Raw genomic sequence first — 21,022 nt, 5'->3', positions numbered from 1 at the left:
CGGGTTAGCTGCCCTGCGATCGAGATGGCGGATCGCTGGGCATCTTCGATTAGGCATTCCGCATCCGTTCGTACTGCCGCCACAAGGCCGCTCCTACCGCTCCGGCATCTTCTCCAAGCTTTGCCTTGACGAACTGAACAGGGTTCACTAAGTCGGGTATCCCGTGTTTGCGCACCGTTTCCATCAACGGGCCGAAGAGAGTTTCTCCGATCTCGGAAACGCCGCCTCCCATAATCACCTTCTTGGGATTAGTCAGATGAATGATCGAAATCAACCCGACACCTAGTGCGGAGCCCGACTCGGTCAGCACTTCGTTGGCATAATCGTCCCCTTCTTCCGCAGCAGCCGCGACATGTTGCGCCGTTAGCCGGTCCGCATCCCCGCCGGCCTGCCGAAGGACGGGCGAAGTTCTCGGGTCGCCGCCGCGGATGTCATTCCGGACGCGCCTGGCAATCGCGCTGCCGGACGAATACAGTTCGATGCAGCCCCTGTTCCCGCAGGCGCACGCAGGACCGTTCCGGTCGATGCTGATATGGCCGAGCTCTCCCGCGCTGCCGGAGAAGCCGAGAATGAGATGCCCGCCGCTGACGATGCCGCCGCCGATCCCGGTGGAAACCGTCACGAAGACGATATCCTCCGTCCCCGCGCCTGCTCCGGCCAGCCATTCTCCGAGGGCCGCGGCATTGGCGTCGTTCAATACGTTGACGGGGCATTGGAAACGCTCCTCGAGCATACGACCGATCGGAACGTTGTTCCACCCTAGATTGGTGGCGAGCACAACCGTCCCCTGAGCCGGATCGAGTATGCCGGCGACGGCGATACCGATGCCTTTGATCCCCGCTTCGGCGCCCGCGGCGCCAGACTCCCGGAGCAACGATTCCGTCATGGCGATCAACCGGTCGATCGTGTCATGGGCCCCCCGTTCCGCCAACGTCTCTTGCCGAGCTTTCGAAAGAATCGTTCCGTCGCCGTCTACCAGAGCCGCAAGCATTTTGGTGCCGCCAATATCAATGCCTACATAAAGTTCGTTCATGATGGGTAAAACCTCTTTCTATGGCTTGTTCTTACAGCGTAAACGCCGTTTGATTCCGGCCGACCACCCGATTGTTGTCGTTGCGGATGCTAACCGGCGCAAGCCCGTACATCCGGTCGATCGTCTCCCGGTTATCGTAACCGATCTGTTCCAGGATGGACGCCACGATGAGCGGCCATTCGTCCTCGGAGCCGTCCAGCACCTTAAGCGCGAAAGCTAGCCGCTCTTTCTTGAGCCCGAAACCATATACGCCTTTGGCGCCGCCCTTGGCTACGATGTTCGAGTCCATTAGCAGATGGGAACAGATCCGATCGGTTCCCGCGACCATTTCGGGATGTTCGTTCATCCGGCGGACGATCGTCTGAACGGCGATGCGGATATCGGGATTGGCGATCAGGTCCGGGCATGCGAGCTTCAAGTAGGCGGTTGCCAAGGCGCGAAGCGGAAGGGCGAACACGGGAAAGCCGCAGCCGTCGGTTCCCATGCCGATCTTCTCCTTGGGATAATGGGCCAGGTAAGATAACGTTTCCAGTATTTCCTCCTGTGCCGGATGATCCGGATTCCCGTACCCGTCTACCGGATACCCCAAAGTTTTGCACAAGGCCAGAATACCGAGATGTTTGCCGGAGCAGTTGTGGTAGATCGATCTCTTGGGCTTATGTTCGCGATGCAGGCTTTCGGTCGCATACGCGCTAAGCGGATAAGTTGGATGGCAGAGGAGCAGGTCTTCCGATACGCCGATTTTATCCGCGATCGATTCCAGGGCTATCACGTGGAAAGGCTCCGCCCGGTGGGAACCGACGAGAATAGCCCCTTCCGCATCGGTCAGTCCGAATCGGGCGTCGGCGCCATGACGGATGACCGGTATCGCTTGAAACGGCTTGCCCGCCGACCTCAAGAACGTGACGGCTTCCGGATCGCCCGCTCCGTACCGGATTTCTCCCCTGTCGTTCACGCCGCAAATATGACCCGAATGGACGCATTCTTCAATGCCTCCGCGAAATTCTCTGACGAGCGTCGCCGCTTTCATGCCGTATCCCCTCCACGAGTTAGTCAATCGTTGCGCAGGCCGCGGTCCAGCCGTTGTTGAAGGACCAGCTTAGCCGCTCCGATCATGACCGATTTCTTGCCGAGCTTCGAACGTTTCAATTCGAACGTTCCGGCAAAAGGCTCCCAAATGAAATCCTTTAATTTGCCCGATACGGCATCGAACGCCTCCGGATTCGAATCGATGAAGTCTCCCGTCAAAATAATGACGTCCGGATTATAGGTGCAGACGACGTTGCTGACTGCGACCGCGGCATAGGTGCAGGCTCGGTCGATAATGTTGAACGCCCATGCTTCTCCGGCATTCATAAGAGAGAACAATTCATTTACGCTGGACACCGGCTTGATCTGACCGGCTTCCTGAAGCATGGCCAGGTCGGCGATATACGTTTGAAGGCAGCCTCTCTTTCCGCACTCGCATAGCTTTCCGTTCGGATCGACGGTGGAGTGCCCGATTTCTCCCGCAATGTTGTTCGCGCCCCGATAGATTTTCCCTTCCACGACAAGGGCGGATCCTACGCCGCTCCCGATGCTGATCAGCGCGGTTTTTCCTTGGTCGGACATGGCGCCTTCGCTGCTTTCGCCAAGCGCTTTCACTTTCAAATCGTTGTCCAGAACGACGGGCAAGCCGAGTTTGGCTTCCACGATCGATGCGAAGCGTTCGTTTTTCCAGCCCAGCTGCGCGGAGAAGACGGCGGTTCCTTCGGCCGAGTCTATGATTCCCGGCATGCCGATGCCGACGCCGATGAATTTGGAAGGAGAGAGGCCGTGCGCTTCCGCGAGCTGCATGACCATGTCGGCGATGATACCCGCGAGCGACTCGGGTTGCGCAAGCTGACGATCGATCGTTCGGCGCTGCTCCGCGACAATGTTGCCGTCCAAGTCGACGAGGCCGATTAGGACGATATTCCGGTCCACTTCCACGCCGACCGAGAGGATCGATTGAACGTCGATATCCAGCAGGGTCGCCTTGCGTCCGACGCCGGAAGAGAATTGATCCGTCTCTTTGACCAATCCGAATTCGATCAGATCCCCTACGATTCGACCGATCGAAGTTGCGCTCATTCGAGTCCGTTTGGCGATCTCCGCGCGCGAAACGGGTCGGTGTGCCCGGATCATCTCGAGAATCAGCATTTGGTTTTTCTTCTTGATGTACTCCTGGTCGTGTTTTTCGGAGCGAATAACGAACACCAACCTTCGTAAATAGTTTCATCGTGTTATTAAATAATGAAAAATTAGAGAGGTGGATAAGAGATTTCAGAGCTAAGTTACAATTTTAAAGAATAAACTAGCCTTATTACTAACATCATGTTATAAAATATAAAACTGTTTAATCTATGGTGTCAATGGAGTGTTATAGGACGAAATTCAGATATTTCGACAATCGTCAACAGAATGAACAAAAAGGAGCTTGGAAGCAAAATGAAAAGTTTACGTTGGAAGCTTCTTCTCGCATTCGGTATCGTCCTGTTCTTGATGTTGGCGGTAACGCTCTTTACTTATGTACGCATTCAGCAATTCAATAAGATCATTAATGAAACGGTAAAAGAGGACATGCACCTGTTGAAGGATTACGAAACCCTGCGGTTCAATTTATCGGAACGGATCGCCTTAACCAGCGGTTTCCTGATGACCAAAGACCCCACGATGATGGCCAATTATTACAAATACGCGAAAGAAAGCCGCGCGATTGAAGAAAAATGGTCCAGCAACCCTATGGCGGCAGATGCGGTCAAGCTTTTCGGCCGGAGCGAGGAATGGGGCGGCATGATGCAGGATGACGTCTATAGTCTTTACGCCCAAGGCCAACAAGAGGAGGCCATCTTCAACAACAATACGACCATCAAGGCAAAGGCGGAAGAGCTGAAGAGGGGTTTCGGCGATTTGGTCGTGAACAAAGAGAAAGAGATGGCGGACAAAAGCTTGCTGATTCAACGAAACGGCGATTCCCTGGTAGCCGTAATTTGGCTCATCACCCTCGCGGCCATAATGCTTGGCGCGCTTCTTGCCTTCTGGATAGCGGGGCGGATAGTGAAGCCGATCGGAAGGGTCGTGGAACGCTCGAAGCAAATCGCCCAGGGCAACTTATCGGGCGAGCCGCTGATCATAACGACGAAGGACGAGATCGCGCTGCTGGTAGAAGCGACCAACGCGATGGCCGGAAATCTAAGAGAACTCATACGCGACGTAAGGATGAATGCGGAGCAGATTGCCGCGGCATCGGAAGAGTTGACGGCGGGCGCGGAGCAAACAAGCCAGGCAACCGAGCAAGTAGCCCTCATTACGGAGGAGGTCGCGGACGGCGCCGACAAGCAGTTGAGCAGTGTTCAGGAAAGTCTGAAGTCGGTTCATGCGATGTCCGCGGAAGCCGAGCAAATGGCTGCCCGCGCGCAAACCGTATCCGATCAGGCGATAAGAACGGCTCGGTTGGCAGAGAACGGGGAGCAAAGCATTCAATCGGCCATCTATAAAATGAACGATATTCAGGAAACCGTCAGTGAAATTTCGCAAGTGGTCATCAGCCTAGGTGAGCATTCCAAAGAAATCGGGAAATTCGTGCAAATCATTACCGATATTTCTTCGCAAACCAATCTGCTCGCTTTGAATGCCGCCGTCGAAGCCGCGCGAGCAGGGGAAAGCGGACGCGGGTTTGCCGTTGTGGCGGCCGAGGTCCGAACGCTTGCGGAACAGTCCGATCAATCGGCGAAAAACATTACCGGCTTGGTTCGCGCGATACAAGACCAGACCATGAAGACAGTCCGTAAAGTAACGGATGGTACGAAGGTAGTCGAATCCGGATTGGATACGGTCATGGCGGCAGGGACCTCCTTCGAGAACATTCGGCATTCCATCACGGAAGTGACTCAGCAAATCCAAGAGGTTTCCAAAGCGGCAAAGCTGATGTCGGCAGGCACCAACGAATTGGTCGACAGCTTCGAGGATATTGCCGGCATTGTGGATGTCACGGCCGCGGGAACGCAGAACGTGTCGGCTGCGGCCGAAGAACAACTGGCCACGATGCAAGAAATATCAAGCTCCGCCGATTCGCTGGCTAGAATGTCCGAAGACCTGCTTCACATGGTTGGTAAATTTAACGCCTAGACGAAATACGCACGCCGATGATACCGGAGAGTGGAAGGAGAACCCCGATGAAGCTTGCCGACGATCACCAGGATATGCCCGTAATCCAAAGGCGGAAATCCGTATGGGAATTGCTTAAAGACCCTGTTTTCCTTCAGTTTCTCGCCATTATCAAAACGTATAAATGGTACTACGCCGGGGTTATCGGAGCTCAAATCGCGCTTACCGGAGTCGCGCTCCTATTCGCCGAAACGAGCCGAAGGCTTTTTGACCAGGTCCCGAATATCCCCGATCGTAATTTGCTGATCATCTTGAGCGCGTTCTCGGTTACTACCGTTCTTCAGCTAGCCTTTACCTTTCTCTATAACTGGCTTAATTCCGCTCTGAACGAATCCGTCGTGTTCGAGATGCGGCGCAAAATCCTTAATCATCTCCAGAGGCTCCCGCTCTCTTTCCACGAGAGCCATCACAGCTCGAACTCCTTCAACATCATGTACAGCGAGCTGGAGATCGCCAAGAACTTTATCGTATTCGATGTCCAGCGGCTCATCGCCCTGCCGGTCTCTTTTCTTTTCGTCGGTATTTATCTGATGTCGGTTCATCCGATTCTGGGCGCCATCGCGATTTCGATCGGTCCGCTTCAACTGCTCAGCAATCTCGTTCATAAGAGCAAGTTCAAGCAGGCGGCGGAGATGCAAAGCCGGGCAACGCGCGGCGTATTCTTTACGATCGGCGAGACTCTGCACGGCGTCCGCGAAATCAAATCCAATCAGATGGAACCGATCATCGACGAACGTATGGCCGATATCCAGACCAAGGGCGTCGCCTATAACGTGCTCTTGACCAAACTAAGCACGATACGGGGCATCGCAAAAGAGATACCGGGGAGGGTCGGGTATATCGCGGGCGTCGGCGTCGGAGCGTACATGATGGCTTCGGGCAGCATCGGACCCGGCGGATTGGTGGCCTTCATCACCCTTCTGGATAAAGTGGCGGAGCCGTTTAATGTATTGGTGGACACGATCAATAATTTGCAGCGGTCGATTTCCGGAGCCCGGCGGCTTTTCGATGTGATGGACATGGAGGAAGAGAACGTTAAGGACGGCATCGCGCTGCCGGACGGCTCTCCGTCGATCCGTTACGAAGGGGTTGCGTTCCGTTACGCGGAAGAATCGAACGCCATTCGCGGGATCAGCTTCGAGGTGCCGGCGGGAACGTCGATCGCGTTGGTCGGACCGAGCGGCTCCGGCAAAAGCACCGTCGTTAAGCTGCTGCATCGGTTTTATGAGCCGCAGGAGGGAACGATCCGCCTTGACGGAATCCCTCTGAAAGAGTATTCCATAGCCTCCTTGCGGGAGCGAATGGCGCTCGTTTCCCAGGATATTTATATCTTTGACGGAACGGTAGCGGAGAATATCGCGGCAGGCCGTCCCGAAGCCGCATACGAGGATATTGAGCGAGCGGCGAAGCTGGCCCAGGCCTACGATTTTATCGCCGCCCTGCCGAAGGGCTTCGATTCGGCAATCGGCGAGCGGGGCATCAAGCTCTCTCATGGCCAGAAGCAGCGGCTTTCGATCGCTCGAGCCATCTTGCGGAATGCTTCCATTCTTGTCATGGATGAGCCGACTTCCGCTCTGGACGTGGACACCGAATCCTCTTTCCAGAAGGATCTCGGGCAGTGGGCATCCTCTTGCACGAAGATTATCATTGCTCACCGCCTTTCCACGATCCGGGACGCGGATTACATTTTATTCATTGATAAAGGCGAAATCATCGAGAGCGGCACGATGAACCAGTTGATCGAGAAGAACGGCAGGTTCCGACGATATTGGGAAAAACAAGGCGCTTTCCCTGCGGCAACCCGCTGAAAATATCGCGTTGGGAAAAATGAGTACGCACCGAAAAAATCCCGTTGAGCGAACGTGCCGCAACCCTTATTCTCAAAGCAATCCCGATCGTGAAGAGGTGAAGGAATACGGTGAGTCTATTCTCTTATGATGGAAACAGCTTCGTATACCGGGATCGTCCGGTTCGAATCCTATCCGGCGCTTTGCATTATTTTCGCGTCGTGCCCGAGTACTGGCGGGACCGATTGCTGAAATTGAAGGCGTGCGGACTGAATACGGTGGAAACCTATATCCCCTGGAATGTGCACGAACCGAAGCCGGGACAATACCGGTTCGACGGAATGGCCGACGTGGCGCGGTTTATTCGGATAGCGGGCGAGCTCGGATTGCATGTCATCGTCCGTCCGAGCCCGTACATTTGCGCCGAATGGGAATTCGGCGGCTTGCCCGCATGGCTGCTGGCGGATTCGGACATGCAGCTAAGATGCGCCTATCCGCCGTTTCTGCAAAGGGTGGACGCCTATTATGACGTTCTGCTGCCGAAGCTTCAACCGCTCCTGTGCACGAACGGCGGACCGATCATTGCGGTGCAGATCGAGAACGAGTATGGCAGCTACGGGGACGACGCGAACTATCTGGAGCATCTTAGGCAAGGCATGATCGCCAGGGGGATCGACGTGCTGCTGTTCACTTCCGACGGACCCACCGATTCCCTGCTGCAGGGAGGCTCGATTCCGGGCGTGCTGGCGACGGTCAATTTCGGCTCGAATCCGGGCTCTTCATTCGCCAAGTTAAGGGAATATCAGAGCGAAGGTCCCCTGATGTGCATGGAATATTGGAACGGATGGTTCGATCATTGGGGCAAACCTCACCATACGAGGGATGCCGCCGATGCGGCCGCCGTGTTGGAAGAGATGCTGTTAGCGAATGCTTCCGTGAACTTCTATATGTTCCACGGCGGAACGAATTTCGGCTTTTACAATGGCGCTAACTGCCAGCAACCCGATCATTACGAGCCTACGGTTACGAGCTACGATTATGACGCGCTGCTGGACGAAACCGGAGAACCGACGGACAAATATCATGCCGTCCGCGAAGTGATCTCCCGTTATTCGGAGGCCGGCGAGGCGGAGCTGCCGCCACGAATCGGGCGTCATGCATACGGTCGGGTCGAGTTGGGGGAGCAGGCCGGATTGTTCGCCAATTTAGATGCTTTATCCGACCCGGTCCGGTCGGCGACTCCTGTTCCGATGGAGAAAGCCGGGCAAAATTACGGCTTTATTCTGTACACGACCCGGATTTCCGGACCGCGGCCGATTGACGAGCTTCGCATTCAGGACGCGAGGGACCGGGCGCTCGTATTTCTCGACGGCGAATATATGGGGGCCATCGAACGTTCCCCTGCGGACCAAAAGCTTTCGTTCCCGGTACCGGCAGGAGGGGCGCGGCTCGACATCCTCGTGGAAAATATGGGGCGGATCAACTACGGTCCCTACTTGAAAGACCGGAAGGGCATCACGGAAGGGGTCCGGTTCGGGTTTCAATTCCTGTTCGATTGGACGATCCGGCCGCTCCCGCTCGAGTATTTGTCGGCGCTGGCTTACGGCGGGACAAGCGCTCGGACGGGGCCGGCGTTTTACAGAGGGACGTTCCATGCGGACGCGTGCGAGGATACGTTTCTCGATATGGAAGGCTGGACCAAGGGGGTTGCGTTTATCAACGGCTTTAACCTTGGGCGGTATTGGAACAAAGGCCCGCAGCGAACGTTATACGTTCCGGCTCCGTTGCTGCGGCAAGGCGATAACGAAATCGTCGTGTTGGAATTGCACGGAACAAGGGACGCTTCGGTGGCGTTTAAGGATGCGCCTATTCTAGATCGAATGACGGAGGAATGAACGAATGATTACGATTCCTTTGGCGAAACCGACGAAGCAGCAAGCGGCGTGGCAGGACTTGGAGCTGGGCATGTTCTGCCATTTCGGCCTGAACACGTTTCATGGCCGGGAATGGGGGGACGGGCAAGACTCGCCGGCGCTCTTCAATCCCGAATCTCTGGATGCGGGGCAATGGGCAAGAACCGCCAAACTCGCGGGCATGAAATATTTGATGCTGACGGCCAAGCATCACGACGGCTTCTGCCTGTGGCAGACGGAAACGACGGATTATTCCGTGAAGTCGAGTCCATGGAAGAACGGCCAAGGGGATGTCGTTCGCGAATGCGCGGAAGCGTGCCGCAACGAAGGAATCCGGTTCGGCGTGTATCTTTCCCCTTGGGACAGGCATGACCCGAGGTATCCGGATCCGAAAGCGTACGACGAGGTATATTGCGCTCAATTAACTGAGCTTCTGACCCGGTACGGACCGCTCGTGGAAATCTGGTTCGACGGTGCCGGTTCGGAAGGAAGGCAGTACGACTGGCCCCGAATCATGTGGCTGGTCCGGAAATACCAGCCGGATGCCATGGTGTTCAACATGGGGGCTCCGACGGTTCGCTGGGTCGGCAACGAGGACGGCGTCGCGCCTTATCCGTGCTGGAATACGGCGGAAGCGGCGCGGGTCAGCATGTTCACGAACGAAATGACCTCCTGGCTTCCGGAAACGCCGGCTTGGGTGCCGGCGGAGTGTCCGGTCCCGATCCGGGGCAACCACTGGTTCTGGCATCCGAACGACGCAACGCCGCTGCGGTCGTTGGAAGAACTGACGGATATGTACGATCGTTCCGTCGGGCACGGCGCGACGTTGCTTCTGAACCTTGCGCCGGATGTTCGCGGTTTGCTGCCGAACGAAGAGGTTCGGCGAGTCGTCGAATTCGGCGATGAGATCAAGAGAAGATTCTCGAATCCGCTTGCGGAAACCTCCGGCAAGGGCGATATGCTCACGATCCGACTTCCGGATGACGCGGAGGTCGACCATGTCATCCTGATGGAGCAGATCGAGCATGGGGAAAGGGTACGGGAATACGTGCTCGAGGCGGAGCGGGACGGATTGTGGACCGAGATCGCGGCGGGAAGCGCGATCGGCCGCAAGAAGATCGATTCGTTCCCGGCCGTTCGCGCCCGGCAGCTCCGGCTGAGAGTCATCCGGAGCGCCGAAGAACCGAACATTCGCGCCTTTGCCGCCTATAACGCCAATCGATGATGAACGAGAAAGGGAGTGACTAAAGTTGAAATTGCCGAAATCCGTGCAGGAAACGATCGGGCAGGCCGAGACGGAGCTGGCCGGCCATCCCAAATTGCTGCGCATGTTTAAGCAATGTTTCCCGAATACGCTGGAAACGACGACCCGTCTGATGGACGACGGCACCGCGTTCGTATTTACCGGCGACATCCCGGCGATGTGGCTGCGGGATTCGAGCGCCCAAGTCCGCCCTTATCTGCCGCTCGCCGCGGGCGACCCGGAGCTGGGGCGAATCATCGAAGGGCTCGTCAAACGACAGATCCGGTGCATTCTGATCGATCCTTACGCGAACGCGTTTAACGAAGCGGACAACAATAACCGCTACGAAGACGACTTGACCGAGCTCGACGAGATAAGCCCCTGGGTGTGGGAGAGGAAGTACGAGATCGATTCCCTGTGTTATCCGATCCAGATCGGCTACTTGTATTGGAAGCATACGGGGAGTACGGCGATCTTCGACGATGCGTTCAAGCAGGCCGCAGCCCGGATCATTCGTCTGTGGCGAACGGAGCAGAATCATTTCGAGCAGTCTCCCTACCGGTTCACCCGGTTAACCGGTCCGAAGATCGACACCTTGAGAAACAACGGAATGGGGATGCCGGTTAACTATACCGGAATGACTTGGTCCGGCTTTCGCCCGAGCGACGACGCCTGCACGTTCGGCTATTTGATTCCCGCCAACATGTTCGCCAGCGTTGTCCTGGGTTATATGGCGGAGATCGCGGAGGACGTATACGGCGATTCGAAGTGGAAAGAGGAAGCGGCCGCGCTGAAGGAAGAGATCGACCACGGGATCCGGACGTACGGGATCTACCGCCATCCGGTATACGGAGAGATGTACGCCTACGAAACCGACGGCTTCGGCAATTACAACTTGATGGACGACGCGAACGTGCCCAGTCTTCTTTCGATTCCGTATTTGGGGTATACGGAGAAAGACGATCCCGTCTATCTCAACACGAGAAGATTCATCCTGAGCAAGGACAACCCTTATTACTTCGAGGGAAGCCGCGCCAAAGGAATCGGCAGTCCCCACACCCCGCCGCAATATATTTGGCACATCAGCCTCGTCATGCAGGCGCTGACATCGACGGACTCCGGGGAAATCGCCGAGGTGGTCAGAACGTTGGTCGAGACCGACGGTGATACCGGTTATATGCACGAAGGGTTCGACGTCAACGATCCCGCCAACTATACGAGGGCTTGGTTCGCTTGGGCCAACACCCTGTTCGGCGAGCTGATCCATACGTTGATGAAAGAGAAACGGATCCAAGAGGTTTGCCCATGACCCGGACGATGGAAAATCAATTTATTTTCGAGGACGACCGGCCGTTCCCGAGCTGTCACGCTTCGACGCTGGAGATAATGCCGAACGGGGATGTGCTGACCGCTTGGTTCGGAGGGTCGTACGAAAAAGCGAGCGATGTCGCGATCTGGATGGCCCGCCGAAGCGGAGACGCTTGGTCGGCGCCGCACAAAATCGCGGACGAAGACGGCATCGCGCATTGGAACCCGGTCTTATTCGCGGAAGGCCGGAAGGTCTGGCTGTTCTACAAAGCGGGCCATGAAATCCCGGCCTGGTCTTCGCGAATCATTCGTTCGGAAGATGGCGGCGAAACGTGGTCTGAGCCGGAGGAGCTCGTTCCCGGCGATATCGGGGGACGGGGTCCCGTACGCAACAAGCCGATCCGGTTAAGCGACGGTACGTTGCTCGCCCCCGCATCGGTGGAACGGCGTATTCCGGACGAGCCGGGCAAAGAGCTCTGGGAAGCGTTCGTGGACATCTCGGAGGATGACGGACGCACATGGACCCGAAGCTCGATCGTACCGGTGGATGTATCAAAGCTTGTCGGAACCGAGCACGGTCCATCCAAAGGGTTGATTCAACCGGCTTTATGGTCGACGGGCGGATCGCTTGTTCATATGCTGTTGCGAAGCACGGAAGGTTTTATTTACCGAAGCGATTCCGAAGACGCCGGCCGCACGTGGAGTGCGGCTTATCCGACCCATCTGCCGAACAACAACAGCGGAGTCGATGTCGTCCGCATGGACGACGGCGTGCTGGCGCTTGCGTTTAACCCGGTGAGCGGTTATACGACCGATTCGCCGCGCACTCCGCTCGTCGTCCGCTTCTCGTCGGACAACGGGTTCGCTTGGGCCGACGAGGTCGTCCTCGAAGACGGCCCGGGAGAGTATTCCTATCCGGCCATCGTATGCAGGGGCAACGAACTTTATATTACCTATACATGGAAGCGGGAACGCATCGCTTTCCGGAAGCTGAGGGGTTAAGCGATGAGAAGCGCAGTACCGGAACCGAACATCACGAACTACTGCCCTGGCCGGTACCTTTGCAAGAGAGCGGATCGAGCGCTGCCTTCGCTTGACGGCCGGTTGGACAAACCGTTTTGGAAAACCGCGGAGTGGAGCGAGTATTTCGCGGATATCGAAGGCGACGCCAAGCCCGCTCCGGCTAAACGCACGCGCGTTAAAATGCTATGGGACGACGACTATTTCTATTTCGGCGCGGAGCTCGAGGAAGATGAAATATGGGCGACGTTAACCGAGCGGGAATCCGTCATTTTCTATGACAACGATTTTGAAATTTTTATCGACCCCGACGGCGATACCCACCAATACTACGAGTTCGAGATGAACGCGCTGAATACGATATGGGATTTACTGCTCGTGAAACCTTACCGCGACGGAGGGCCGGCCGTGAACGGCTGGGATATCCGCGGGATCCGGACCGCGGTTCATATCGACGGCAGGCTGAACGATCCTTCGGCGGACAATCGGCTGTGGAGCGTCGAGGTGGCTATGCCGTGGAACATATTGAAAGAATGCGCCTTGGAAGGTCGCCCTCCTCGGCCGGGCGAGTTCTGGCGGGTGAATTTTTCAAGAGTGCAGTGGCAAGTAGAAGCGAAAGACGGCAAGTACGTCAAGAAGCTCGATCCTAGAACCGGGCGCCCTTTCCCGGAGGATAACTGGGTCTGGTCTCCGATGGGCATTGTGAATATGCATTATCCGGAGCTGTGGGGATATGTCTTCTTCACCGACGATACTTCCGGAACAACGCCCCAAATCCCCGAGGACGAAAAACGAAAGTGGGGGCTACGAAGGCTATACTACCGTCAGAGCAGTCACTATGCGGAACACGGACGGTTCAGCGAGGATCCGTCGGCCTTGCGCCTAACGGAATGGACGGATGAGCCCAAGATCGAGACGACATCCCGAACGTTCCTTGCATCCGTACCGGCTTCGGACGGGAAAACGCGGCTATATATTCGCGAAGACGGGAAAGTATGGAAGGAGTAATCGGTTATGAACGGAAAAAGCCGGCTATTATCGTTAGACGAACCCACGATGCTCCTTGTAGAAGAGAAGTTCGCCTTTAAACGCCGCCTTGCGTCGGCAAGGGATAAGGAGCTTTTCGGCATCTTCGACGAACCGCTGTCCGAAGACGAACGGCTGGCGTTGAAGTACTTGTATGCCTATATGCCGTTAAACGATCTAGCCGACTACGACGGCTCTCTATTTCTCGCGCATGTAAGGCAAGCTTTGCACATTCGAAACGTTGCGCCTTGGGGAGAGCGGATTCCCGACTTGTTGTTTTTCCATTTCGTACTGCCTTACAGGGTGAACAACGAGAATATCGAAGAGGTTCGGTTGCCGCTATTCGAGGAAATCTATCCCCGCGTCAAGGGGATGTCCATGGCTGACGCCATATTGGAAACGAACCACTGGTGCCACGAGAAGGCGAATTACATGGCGAACGATCGGCGGACGGTATCTCCGCTGACGTTGATTCGAACCGCGCTCGGCCGTTGCGGGGAGCAATCGACGCTTGCCGTATCGGCGCTTAGAAGTATCGGCATTCCGGCAAGACAATGCTATACGCCGCTCTGGGCGCACTGCGATTCGAACCACGCCTGGGTGGAGGCTTGGGCGGACGGGGCTTGGCATTTTCTCGGCGCTTGCGAGCCGGAGCCTCGGCTTGACCGGGGATGGTTCCGCAGACCGGCCAGAAGAGCGATGCTCGTCCATACTCGAGTCGCCGCGGGTTACCCGGGACCGGAAGAAGTGACGCTCGCGCGGCCTTGGTATTCGGAGCTGAATCTGCTGCATCGATATGCCGACACGAAAGTCCTGAAGGTCGGCACGGTGGATTCGGACGGCAATCCCGTTCGGGCAAAGGTCGATTTGCAGGTCTATAATTATGCCGAATTATCGACGATCGTTCCGATGCATACGGATGAATCCGGTTCTGTATCCGTCACGCTTGGCATAGGGGATGTATTTATATCCGCATATGGAAGCGAAGGCTGGGGGTATGCCAAATGTCGCGTAGGGCAAACGGACGAGGTAACCGTTGCTTTAACCAAGCGATTGCCTTCCGGCGAGACGGCTCAGCTCGATATGGTTCCGCCCCCGGATTTGCCGGATTTCGAAGATGACCCGGTTACGGAGGAAGAAATATCCGTTAACGATGCAAGGACGAAACAAGAAGCGTGCATTCGCGCGAATTACGAGTCGACGTTCTTGAGCGAGGAGGATGCCGATGCGCTTGCCGCCGAGTGCTCTCTCCCGCCCGTAAGAGTAAGGAACGTTCTGCGGAAGGCGCGCGGGAACAGCCGGGAAATCGCCGCTTACTTACGAGAGCAGTCCCCTGAATACGGCGAATGGAGTTTGCGGGTCCTCGAGACGTTAAACGATAAGGATCTGACGGATACGTTCCGCGAGACGCTGGAAGATCATTTAACGTTCTCGATGAAGGTGAAAGGCGAGACCGGCGACGATACGTTTGCTTCTTATGTTTTGAAGCCTCGCGTCGATTTTGAGATGATCACGCCGTACCGGGCTTTCTTCCAACGTCGCTTCGGCGACGCCGGCATCCGGGAATTCGCGGCGAATCCCGATCTGCTGGCGGAGTCCATCGAGAACGATTTCGAGATCTTCGAAGATTTGAAGGATTACCGAGGATCGGCCACGCCCGACGGCAGTTACCGGTTAAAGAAAGGCGATCGGCTGTCGCGGGATATTCTGTTCGTCGCCGCTTCGCGCAGCGCGGGAATTCCCGCCCGGCTCGAGCCGAGCGATAGGAGGCCGCAGTATTTATCCGCGGGGACGTGGAAGGATGCGCGATTGGGCAAATCCGACGCTTCCGCGTTTCCGGGCGCCGTACCGGCAGCGGAATCGGGAACCGTTATATGGATGATGGACCAGGAATCCGAGGAGCAAGCAAAATATTTCCACAACTTCACCGTGGCCCGTTTCGATAACGGCACCTACCATACGCTCCAATACGAGCGGGGCAAAGCCGATGGATGGGATGAACCGTTTGAAATGCGGGCCGGCCATTACCGTTTAACGACCGGAATTCGTTTGGAGGACGGCACCGCGTTAATCCGCCTTCATTTCTTCGAAGTCAAGCCGGGACAACGATCCGCCGTTCCGTTGAAGTTCCGGAAGCGGCGCGCGGAAGTCCCGATACTAGGCGTTGCGAATCTTTCTTGCGTGGCCGAATCGCCCGCGGGCGAGAAGGTCGAAGTATCGAAGCTCGCCGGCGGCAACGGTACGTTTATCGCCTGGATCGAGCCGGACCGCGAGCCGTCGAAGCATCTGCTTCGCGAGCTTCGGGAGATGAAAGACGAATGGGAATCCTTGGGCGTGAGCATCTTATGCTTCATCGGAGAGGATAAATGGAACGTTTCCTTAACGCTGCCGAGCGACAAGGGGCTGCCTTCGAACATCTGGTTCGGCAAAGAAAACAAAGCGTATGAAACGCTTGCTTCCATCGACGGCTCCATGTCCGCGGGACACCCGAAGGAGGGTTTGCCGATCGTGTACGCGGTGGATGCCCAAGATCGCATTCGTTACCGCTGGGCAGGATACAAGCTAGGGATATCGAAGGAAGCCGTCAAGGCATTAAAAGCGCTCATCCGATAAACACATGGGAGGAATTCCGATATGAACGATTCCGAAGAACAGAAGACGCAACTGCACGAGGAAGACCATGAAATCCATGAAGTGGAGAACGGCGTCCACAATTTCAGCAGCGAAGCCGATTGGGTCAAGCCGGAAGATCCGCTGATTCTGGAGCGGTTGGAGTGGTTCAAGGATCAGAAATTGGGATTCATGATGCATTGGGGGCCGTATTCCCAGTTGGGGCTGGTAGAGTCGTGGGCGCTAAGCGACGAGGACGGCGACTGGTCGCGCGACGACATCGACTGGACGGACGACATGGAAGAGTTCAAGCGTCAATATTTCGGACTGAACAAGACGTTTAATCCGGTCCGCTTCCAGCCGGAACTGTGGGCGGAGCTCGCCGCCGAAGGCGGATTTAAGTATTTGATCTTTACGACCAAGCATCATGACGGGTTCTGCATGTGGGACACGCATACGACGGATTATCGGATAACCGGACCGGACACTCCGTTTCACGCCCATCCCCGCGCGGACATCTGCAAGAATATTTTTGACGCGTTTCGGGATAAAGGGTTGGCCATCGCCGCCTATTTCTCCAAAGCGGACTGGCACACGCCTTCCTATTGGGCGCCTGGCATGGCCCGAGGCTCCAACATGTGGCGGGGACCATCTTACGATCCGAAGGAGCAGCCTTGGCTGTGGGAGAATTTCGTTCAATTCACCCATGAGCAAATCATGGAATTGATGACGAAATACGGCCGCATCGATGTCCTGTGGCTCGATGCCGGCTGGGTCAGAGACGGCGGCAAGGTTCCTCAGGACATTCGGCTCGGCGAAGTCGTCGAACGGGCGCGCGAACGGCAACCGTGGCTGCTTTCGGCCGATCGCACGGTAGGCGGTCCGTACGAAAATTACGTGACCCCGGAGCAAACGATTCCGGAAGGTCCGCTGAATGTGCCGTGGGAGAGCTGCATTACGATGGGCACCTCTTTCTCCTTCCGGTATGAGGACCGTTACAAGCCGACCCGTCAATTGGTGCACATCCTTCTTGAAGTCGTCGCCAAAGGGGGCAACTTGGCTCTGAACGTGGGGCCGCAGCCCGACGGACGATTGCCGGAAGGAGCCGTGAAGCGGATGAAGGAGCTGGGCGCGTGGATGAAGTCGTACGGGGAAGCCGTGTACGGGACGCGAATCTGCGCCCCTTATTTCACCGGATCCTGCGCGTTCACCCGCAAAGGGGATACGGTTTACTGCTCGTATCTGTATCCGGATGCGGATTCGCCGGTGCCGGAACATGTTCTGATTCCTTATATGGACCATGCGGAAAGCATCGAACTGGTCGGCATGGAAGGGAAGCTAACCTATATCCTTACGGAAGAAGGGATTTCCGTTCGCCTTCCGGACGCCGATCGGAACGGACAGGCTCCGATCGCTCACGTATTCCGGATCTTGACGAATCAATAGATACCGATAATTACGATTATCATGGAAGAAGGGGGGATCTTAATGAATAGAAACTGGTTTCGTAAGCTCCTTTTATCGTATCTTCCCGTGTTTTTCGTAGTGATCACCGCATTGTTCGTGATTTTCTTCCAAACCTTGAGCGAACAGAACCGCAAGGAAGCCATCAAGGCCAATGAATATTTGGCCCAGCAAGTCATCAGATATACGGATAACGAGCTGAGAAAGATCGATTACCGCGTCGTTAGAGAAATTCTGGCAGATCCGGTCGTATCCCGTTTTTTCAGCCTTAACGACATAGACGTCTACGAGAATATACAGGCCGGCAAAATCATGGAAGACTTGAAGTTCAATTATCCGATCGTTCACTCCGTGTATTTCGTAAGGCTGAAGGATCATTATGTGTTCGGCGACGGGTCCGTCTGGAGAGAAGATTTTCCGGACATGCCGTTCATCGAACAAATGAAGGGGAAAAAAGATACCGTCAAATGGACGGGAAAAAGGGTTTATCAATTATACCCTTCCTTAAAGGGAGAAGAAGTGATTTCTTTAGTTCGGGGATATCCATACTTCACCAGCGCCAAGAAAGGGTACTTCGTGGTGAATGTCAGCTTGTCGAAGTTGAAAGAATCCGTCGCCCAAATGTACAATCCCGACATCAGCTTTGTACGGATGTACGACAACCGGCACCGGAGCTTGCTGGACAAAGACGACGAAACCTCCGGTGAGGGGAAGGTATTCTCCGAGTTCGTCTCTCCCTATACCGGATGGTTGGTGGAAAGCGGCCTCATCGACACCGGATTTCTCCGGATTGCTCTGAATTTCTACAGCGTCTGGCTGGGTTTGGCGATAGCCGCGGTGCTGCTCGGCGTCTTCTGGGTCGTTCACGTGACCAAGCGGAATTATCAGCCGATCGGGCAAATCGTCTCGCTGATTCAAACCAGTTCATTGGTCCAACCGAATGACGGAAAATCGGACGGAAACGAATTCGGCTTCATTCGCGGCGCGTTGGAGCACTTGATGGAGGAGACGAAGAAAATCCGGCAGGAGAACGTGGAGAACAGCATCCTGCAGAAAAAGCACCGTTTTCTGGAGGCGATGGAAGGTACCGTTCCGATCACGGAAGCGGAATGGTCTTCCGACCTTAGAAAATACAACGTGGATGCCGCCGGCAAGATCGCTTACGTCCAAGTACTTGAGATCGATGGATATCGCGCGTTTTCCCAGACTTACGATCAGCAGGATCAATCCTTGTTTAAATTTCTCCTATCCAGTATCCTTCAGGAAATGACTCAGCAACGCGAAGCGTCCATATGGGCGGAGTGGACGACGGACCGCCAGATGGCGGCGATCATATGGGTGCCGGAAAAGGAGAAGCTGGATGAAATGCGGGACGCGATCACCGCCTTGGTCATCCAGTGGGTCAAGCAAAATTTGAGCTTCACGATCACGCTTGGTCATGGCGGCGCGGCGGCAACGCTCGAAGAATTAAGGCGATCTTACGAGACGGCCTGCAGCTTGCTTTCCTACAAAGCCGTTCTCGGAACGGGGCGAGTCATCCATCCGGAGGAAATAGCCCGGCCGCAGACCCGGAATCACGAATATTTCCATACGATTTATTCGTTCTCGAACGCGCTGCGGCTGCCCGATCAGGATTGGAATAAGCAACTGGCCGAGTTGTTCAAGCAAATCCGCGACTCCATCTTCTCGCGTAAAGAAATCGAAAGCCTCTTGTCGTTTCTGCATCAGCACTTGGACCGCGTATTTCTGGAATTGTCCAGGGAGTATCGGAACGTGTGGAAAGAGACGGAAACGGAATTGCTTGAGGCGGAAAAGCATTGGGAAACGATCGAAGAACTTCAAAGCTCCTGCATCCGAATATTCGAAGCGGCGTCCGGCAAAATGCAATCGCTCCGGGATTCCCACCGGAATCGAATCATTATCGGCGAGATTCGAAGCTTCATCGAAGAGCACTATGCGAACCCCGAGCTTTCCTTGGACTATCTGAGCGACAAGTTCTTGATGAACGCCAAAAACATCAGCAAGATGTTCAAGGAAGAATTCGGCGAAAATTTCGTCGATTTCCTGATCGGGCTCCGCATTCAAAACGCTAAAAAGCGGCTTATGGAGACGGAGAAGTCGCTGCAGGAAATCAGCGTCGAGGTCGGATATTACAACTACAATTCCTTTAACAGAGCTTTCAAGAATATCGCGGGGGTTTCTCCCAGCGATTATCGTAAGCAAACCGGACATTAAGCCGTTATATCGTATTTTTCAAACTAAACCCTCGGATTTATGTCAGATATCATGACATGAACCCGAGGGTTTTTGTTAAGCGAAAATTAAGAAGTGTAGAAAAATGAGAAGTAAGCGTTTTATTCATGTTTTTTCCCCGGTAGAACAGGCTTGGGAAAAAGGTGATGTCAAGGAATCTTACAAATTGATGAATGGAGCTGACGCGGGCTAGAATCGACTTACCGACCGAGTCGACCTGCAACACGACACTCGGACATAACGAATCGACAAGGGGAAATGCGGATGAGCCTTTCATGGATGAAGATGAAGAGGAGTTGGGAATTATATTGTTTGGTTCTGCTGCCTGTTCTCTATTTACTTATTTTCAAATACATCCCGATGGTCGGCGTTCAAATCGCGTTCAAAGATTTTAATGCCGTTAGCGGGATTTGGGGGAGCCCGTGGGTCGGATTCAAGCACTTCGAGAACTTTTTCAATTCCCCGAACTTTTGGATGATCATCAAGAACACCCTTGGCGTCAGTTTCTATTCCTTGTTCGCCGGGTTTCCCGTTCCGATTCTGCTCGCCTTGGCGCTGAACGAAATCCGCACCGGCTTCTTCAAACGATCGGTTCAAATGATCACCTACGCTCCGCACTTCATATCGACCGTCGTCATGGTTTCCATTATTATTCTGATGCTGACGCCGCATGTCGGCGTGGTAGAGCGGCTGTTCACCATGCTCGGACTGCCGACGACCAACTTCATGGGGGTTCCTGAATTTTTCAAATCCATCTACGTCTGGTCCGGCGTCTGGCAGGAGATGGGATACGCTTCCATCATCTACATCGCAGCCTTGGCAAGCGTAGATCCCGCGTTATATGAAGCCGCCCGAATCGACGGAGCCTCCAGATGGAAAAAAATCATTCATATCGATTTGCCCGCTTTGGTTCCGATCATGATCATCATGCTGATCCTGAAGTTGGGATCGGTAATGGGCATTGAATTCGAGAAGATTTACCTGATGCAGAACTCGCTCAATTTAACCTCTTCCGAAGTCATCTCCACCTACGTCTACAAGGTCGGATTGCTCGGAGCGAATTTCAGCTTCTCCACCGCCGTCGGATTGTTCAATTCGGTCATTAACCTGATCCTGCTTCTGATTGTCAATTGGATTTCACGCAAAGTATCGGAAACGAGCTTGTGGTAGACGAGGA

14 protein-coding genes are annotated in these 21,022 nt (G+C 55.0%); 11 read left to right on the top strand and 3 right to left on the bottom strand.

The features are described from left to right. Positions 1-49 precede the first annotated feature (49 nt). Genes ACFPPD_RS01595 through ACFPPD_RS01585 form a run of 3 tightly spaced genes read right to left on the bottom strand, consistent with a single transcriptional unit; the run spans position 50 to position 3,214 of the window. Complete coding sequence (locus tag ACFPPD_RS01595) at positions 50-1,033, bottom strand: ROK family protein (protein ID WP_209747300.1); 984 nt, start codon at positions 1,031-1,033, stop codon at positions 50-52. 31 nt (positions 1,034-1,064) lie between these two features. Further along, the gene (locus ACFPPD_RS01590) at positions 1,065-2,063 is read right to left on the bottom strand and encodes an asparaginase (RefSeq protein WP_209747303.1); all 999 of its coding nucleotides are present in this window, start codon (positions 2,061-2,063) and stop codon (positions 1,065-1,067) included. 23 nt (positions 2,064-2,086) lie between these two features. Next, positions 2,087-3,214, bottom strand: coding sequence for an ROK family transcriptional regulator (locus ACFPPD_RS01585; RefSeq protein WP_209747305.1), 1,128 nt, complete (start codon positions 3,212-3,214; stop codon positions 2,087-2,089). A gap of 288 nt (positions 3,215-3,502) precedes the next feature. On the opposite strand from ACFPPD_RS01585, the gene ACFPPD_RS01580 reads away from it, so the two are divergent. From ACFPPD_RS01580 to ACFPPD_RS01530, 11 genes are all read left to right on the top strand, one after another. Further along, the gene (locus tag ACFPPD_RS01580) at positions 3,503-5,182 is read left to right on the top strand and encodes a methyl-accepting chemotaxis protein (protein WP_209747307.1); all 1,680 of its coding nucleotides are present in this window, start codon (positions 3,503-3,505) and stop codon (positions 5,180-5,182) included. A gap of 47 nt (positions 5,183-5,229) precedes the next feature. Further along, positions 5,230-7,029, top strand: coding sequence for an ABC transporter ATP-binding protein (locus tag ACFPPD_RS01575; protein ID WP_209747309.1), 1,800 nt, complete (start codon positions 5,230-5,232; stop codon positions 7,027-7,029). Between the two features lie 110 nt (positions 7,030-7,139). Continuing rightward, the gene (locus ACFPPD_RS01570; protein ID WP_209747311.1) at positions 7,140-8,903 is read left to right on the top strand and encodes a glycoside hydrolase family 35 protein; all 1,764 of its coding nucleotides are present in this window, start codon (positions 7,140-7,142) and stop codon (positions 8,901-8,903) included. A 4-nt stretch (positions 8,904-8,907) separates the two neighbouring features. Next, a complete protein-coding gene (locus ACFPPD_RS01565; protein WP_209747313.1) occupies positions 8,908-10,146 on the top strand; it encodes an alpha-L-fucosidase in 1,239 nt (412 codons plus the stop codon). Between the two features lie 25 nt (positions 10,147-10,171). After that, entirely contained in the window at positions 10,172-11,473 is a 1,302-nt protein-coding gene (locus tag ACFPPD_RS01560; RefSeq protein ID WP_378081100.1) for a glycoside hydrolase family 125 protein, read from the top strand. After that, positions 11,470-12,474 carry a sialidase family protein gene (locus tag ACFPPD_RS01555; RefSeq protein ID WP_209747315.1) on the top strand — a complete coding sequence of 335 codons (1,005 nt, stop codon included), beginning with the start codon at positions 11,470-11,472 and terminating at the stop codon, positions 12,472-12,474. The genes ACFPPD_RS01560 and ACFPPD_RS01555 overlap by 4 nt, the downstream gene beginning before the upstream one ends. Before the next feature lie 3 nt (positions 12,475-12,477). Then, positions 12,478-13,500 (top strand): carbohydrate-binding family 9-like protein, encoded by a 1,023-nt coding sequence (locus tag ACFPPD_RS01550; protein WP_209747317.1) that lies wholly within the window; start codon positions 12,478-12,480, stop codon positions 13,498-13,500. 6 nt (positions 13,501-13,506) lie between these two features. Beyond that, positions 13,507-16,131: a transglutaminase-like domain-containing protein gene (locus ACFPPD_RS01545; RefSeq protein WP_209747319.1), complete on the top strand. Its 2,625-nt coding sequence runs from the start codon at positions 13,507-13,509 to the stop codon at positions 16,129-16,131. A gap of 21 nt (positions 16,132-16,152) precedes the next feature. Next, positions 16,153-17,574: an alpha-L-fucosidase gene (locus ACFPPD_RS01540; protein ID WP_209747321.1), complete on the top strand. Its 1,422-nt coding sequence runs from the start codon at positions 16,153-16,155 to the stop codon at positions 17,572-17,574. A gap of 42 nt (positions 17,575-17,616) precedes the next feature. Continuing rightward, a complete protein-coding gene (locus ACFPPD_RS01535) occupies positions 17,617-19,827 on the top strand; it encodes a helix-turn-helix domain-containing protein (protein ID WP_209747323.1) in 2,211 nt (736 codons plus the stop codon). A gap of 282 nt (positions 19,828-20,109) precedes the next feature. Beyond that, the gene (locus tag ACFPPD_RS01530) at positions 20,110-21,015 is read left to right on the top strand and encodes an ABC transporter permease (RefSeq protein WP_378081097.1); all 906 of its coding nucleotides are present in this window, start codon (positions 20,110-20,112) and stop codon (positions 21,013-21,015) included. The last annotated feature ends 7 nt before the right edge of the window (positions 21,016-21,022 follow it).

Source organism: Cohnella suwonensis, from assembly GCF_042655365.1.
In the GTDB taxonomy this organism is placed as follows: Bacteria; Bacillota; Bacilli; order Paenibacillales; family Paenibacillaceae; genus Cohnella; species Cohnella suwonensis.
This window is presented reverse-complemented; position numbering and strand designations above follow the sequence as displayed.